Annotated in this window: 4 protein-coding genes; all 4 read right to left on the reverse strand. The window is 34.4% G+C overall.

From position 1 onward, the window contains the following. Positions 1-54 precede the first annotated feature (54 nt). On the reverse strand, positions 55-717 hold the full coding sequence (gene rpe, locus L6Q46_RS12850) for a ribulose-phosphate 3-epimerase (RefSeq protein ID WP_291284642.1): 663 nt from the start codon (positions 715-717) through the stop codon (positions 55-57). 280 nt (positions 718-997) lie between these two features. Then, a complete protein-coding gene (locus L6Q46_RS12855; protein ID WP_014389330.1) occupies positions 998-1861 on the reverse strand; it encodes a sigma-70 family RNA polymerase sigma factor in 864 nt (287 codons plus the stop codon). Between the two features lie 140 nt (positions 1862-2001). After that, a complete protein-coding gene (locus L6Q46_RS12860) occupies positions 2002-4161 on the reverse strand; it encodes a polyribonucleotide nucleotidyltransferase (protein WP_291284643.1) in 2160 nt (719 codons plus the stop codon). A 137-nt stretch (positions 4162-4298) separates the two neighbouring features. Then, positions 4299-4412, reverse strand: a 114-nt coding sequence (locus tag L6Q46_RS12865; protein ID WP_291284644.1) for a 30S ribosomal protein S15, incomplete at its 5' end; no start/stop codon positions are given.

The raw sequence follows: 4412 nt of genomic DNA on the forward strand, positions 1-4412 counted from the left end.
AAGAATAAAACAGATTCAAGTTAAATAAAAAAAGCAGCTTTCAAGCTGCTTTTTTTATGTGATAGTAATTTTTCTTAAATCTGCAATAGTTGCTATTGGGTCTTGTGCACCAAAAACATAACTTCCTGCAACTAAAACATCAGCACCTGCATTAGCTAATTGTTTTGCGTTTTTATTTGTGACACCGCCATCAATCTCAATTAAAGTTGAAGTGTTTTTTCTATTGATTAATGCTTTCAGTTTTTCAACTTTTAAATACGTATTTTCAATGAATGATTGCCCTCCAAAACCAGGATTTACACTCATGATACAAACTAAATCAATATCCTGAATCACATCTTCTAATAAATCTATATTTGTGTGAGGATTCAAAGCAACTCCAGCTTTCATTCCTTCGGCTTTAATTGCTTGAAGTGTTCGGTGTAAATGTGTACAAGCTTCGTAATGAACTGTCAAAACATCAGCTCCTAATTTTTTGAATGTTGTAATGTATCGATCAGGATCAACAATCATCAAGTGAACATCAATTGTTTTTTTTGCATGCTTATTGATGGCATCAAGAACAGGCATTCCAAAAGAAATATTCGGAACAAAAACACCATCCATAATATCAATGTGAAACCAATCAGCCTCACTTGCATTAATCATTTCAATGTCGCGTTGTAAATTAGCAAAATCAGCTGCAAGAACTGATGGAGCAATAAGTGTGTTTTTCATAAACTTGTAAAGTGTGTGTTGTTAAGTGCAAATGTACAATATTTATAATATTTCAACATTCAAAATTCCAAGTTGAATATTCAAAATTTTTAGTATTCAACAATGAATAACGAATGTTGAATTTTGAAGTTGTGTAAAAAACAAAACTCCGGTAATCAGCCGGAGTTTCAATCATCAATCAAAAAACGAACAGTCTTAGACTGTTGTTGCTTTCAAGTTTCAAGTTTAAGGTTTCAAGTTATTATGAGTAACGTGAAACTTTCAACCTGAAACAAATATATTATCCTAAATATGTTTTTAATATTTTACTTCTAGAAGTGTGTTTTAATCTTCTGATCGCTTTTTCTTTAATCTGACGAACACGCTCACGAGTTAAATCAAAAGTTTCTCCAATTTCTTCTAAAGTCATTGGGTGTTGGTCACCTAAACCAAAGTATAAACGAACCACATCAGCTTCTCTTGGAGTTAAGGTTTCTAATGCTCTTTCGATTTCTGTTTGTAACGATTCGTGAATTAATTCTCTATCTGGATTTGGAGATTCACCTGAACGTAAAACGTCGTATAAGTTAGAATCTTCACCTTCCACTAAAGGAGCATCCATTGATAAGTGACGACCAGAGTTTTTCATAGACTCTTTTACGTCATTTACTGTCATATCTAACTCTTTAGCAATTTCTTCAGCTGAAGGCGCACGCTCATTAGATTGTTCTAATAATGCATACATTTTGTTGATTTTATTGATAGAGCCAATTTTATTCAACGGTAAACGTACAATACGAGATTGTTCAGCTAAAGCTTGTAAAATCGATTGACGAATCCACCAAACAGCATATGAAATGAATTTGAATCCACGCGTTTCATCAAAACGTTGTGCGGCTTTAATTAATCCTAAATTTCCTTCGTTAATTAAATCAGGAAGTGTAAGTCCTTGATTTTGATATTGTTTTGCTACTGAAACTACGAAACGTAAGTTAGCTTTTGTTAATTTCTCTAAAGCGCGTTGATCTCCGGCTTTAATTCTTTGTGCTAATTCTACTTCTTCGTCAGCAGTAATAAGGTCAACTTTTCCAATTTCTTGTAGGTACTTGTCTAAGGAAGCAGTTTCACGATTGGTAACCTGCTTGGTAATTTTAAGTTGTCTCATCTAAATTTCTCCTTACTTTTTTAAAAGTTCTTATTGTTATACGTAAGAGGTTTCAAAAAAGTTACAAAAAAATAAAATAAATTTCAAAAGCCCCGATTTTAATTTAAAATCGGGGCTTTTTATGAATTAAAGTAACTAAATTAACCTTGAGGTTTATCTTTTTTCTCGATAGGTTTTTCTTCTCTTGGAGGTCTTGGTAAAAGTGCTTTTCTTGACACTTTTTCTTTACGAGTTTTAGGGTCAACGCCTAAGTATTTTACCATAAACACATCACCCATGTTTACTACATCAGTAACATTTTCTGTTCTTTCCCAAGCCAACTCTGATACGTGTAATAAAACTTCGTTTCCTGGTGCTTGTGTATATTCTACAACAGCTCCAAAATCTAACATTTTTATTACTTTTACTTCGTAAGCTTCTCCCATTACTGGTTTGAAGATAATAGAGTCAATTTTAGCTAAAACAGTTGCAATTCCTTCTGGACTTGTTCCTAAGATTTCAACTACACCTTGCTCGTCTACTTCATTAATTACGATAGTAGTTCCAGTTGCTTTTTGTAATTCTTGAATTACTTTTCCACCAGGTCCAATTAACGCTCCAATGAAAGCTCCAGGGATTGTTCTTGTAATGATTTTTGGTGCTTTTGGTTTTACTTCAGCTCTTGGAGTTGCAATAGTTTCAGTGATTTTCCCTAAAATATGCATACGGCCATCGCGCGCTTGACCTAAAGCTTGTTCCATGATGTCATAACGTAAACCATCAATTTTGATGTCCATTTGACATGCTGTAATACCGTCTGCAGTTCCAGTTACTTTAAAGTCCATGTCTCCTAAGTGATCTTCATCTCCTAAAATATCAGACAATACAGCAAATTTCTCACCATCAGTAATTAATCCCATTGCAATACCAGAAACTGGTTTTACCATTTGAATTCCAGCATCCATTAATGCCATTGTACCAGCACAAACCGTTGCCATTGAAGAAGAACCATTCGATTCTAATACTTCAGAAACAATACGAATTGTATAAGGACAATCTGCAGGAATCATATTTTTTAAAGCTCTTTGTGCTAAGTTTCCGTGACCAACTTCTCTTCTTGAAGTTCCTCTTAAAGGTTTTGCTTCACCAGTTGAGAAAGGAGGGAAGTTGTAATGTAAATAGAATTTTTCTTCACCTTGTTCAGATGGAGAATCTATTTGGTTAGCTTCTCTTGAAGTTCCTAAAGTAACTGTTGCTAAAGCTTGAGTTTCTCCACGTGTAAATAAAGACGAACCGTGAACAGAAGGTAAATAATCTGTTTCACACCAAATTGGTCTGATTTCAGTTGTTTTTCTTCCGTCTAAACGTAAACCTTTTTCTAAGATTACATTACGAACTGCTTCTTTATTGGTTTTGTAGAAATATTTCCCTACTAAATCTCCGTTTTCAGCTAATTCTTCTTCTGTAAATAAAGCTTTTACTTCTTCTTTTACAGCAGCAAATTTTTCGCCTCTTTCACTTTTTCCTGAAGCTTCTTGAGCAATTGCATAACATTTGTCATACGCAGCTGCTTTTACTTTAGCATAAATAGCTTCATCTTCTTTTTCACCTTCATATTCTCTATAAGTAGGAGAACCAATAGCAGCTCTTAAACGCTCTTGTGCTTGAATTTGAACTTTGATAGCTTCGTGAGCAAATTTGATAGCTTCTACCATTTCTGCTTCTGAAATTTCTTTCATTTCTCCTTCTACCATCGCAACAGAATCCATAGAAGCTCCAATCATCATGTCGATGTCTGATTGCTCTAATTCTTCTCTGCTTGGGTTGATAACGAATTTTCCGTTGATACGCGCTACACGAACTTCAGAAATTAAGTTATAAAAAGGAATGTCTGAAACTGCTAATGCTGCAGAAGCTGCTAATCCAGCTAATGCATCTGGCATAACATTTTCGTCGTGACTCATTAATTGAATCATAACTTGTGTTTCAGCATGGTAATCGTCTGGGAAAAGTGGACGTAATACACGGTCTACTAATCTCATTGTTAATACTTCGCTGTCACTTGGACGCGCTTCTCTTTTGAAGAAACCACCAGGAAAACGACCTGCTGCTGCAAATTTTTCACGATAATCAACTGTTAATGGTAAAAAATCAACACCAGGATTTGATGTTCTTGCAGATACTGCTGTTGCTAATAACATGGCATCGCCCATACGAACAACAACAGATCCATCTGCTTGTTTGGCTAATTTTCCAGTTTCGATTGTGATGCTTCTTCCGTCACCTAAATCGATAACTTCTTGGAATACTTTTGGAATCATAAATTTTTAATTCTAAATTAAACAAAGGGTCAGTTGTGTTGTTGTTGTGTGTGTAGTTGTTTGTAACCCAATGAAAAACCAAACTTTTTCTGTCAATATAAATAAAACAAAAAGGGGCACGAAGCCCCTTTAGTTGATTATTTTCTAATACCTAATTCTTTAATAATCTCACGATATCTGTTGATATCTTTCTTTTTTAAGTAGTCAAGAAGACTTCTTCTTTTACCTACTAAAAGTACTAACGAACGCTC

It is taken from the genome of Flavobacterium sp. (genome assembly GCF_023151265.1).
GTDB lineage: Bacteria > Bacteroidota > Bacteroidia > Flavobacteriales > Flavobacteriaceae > Flavobacterium.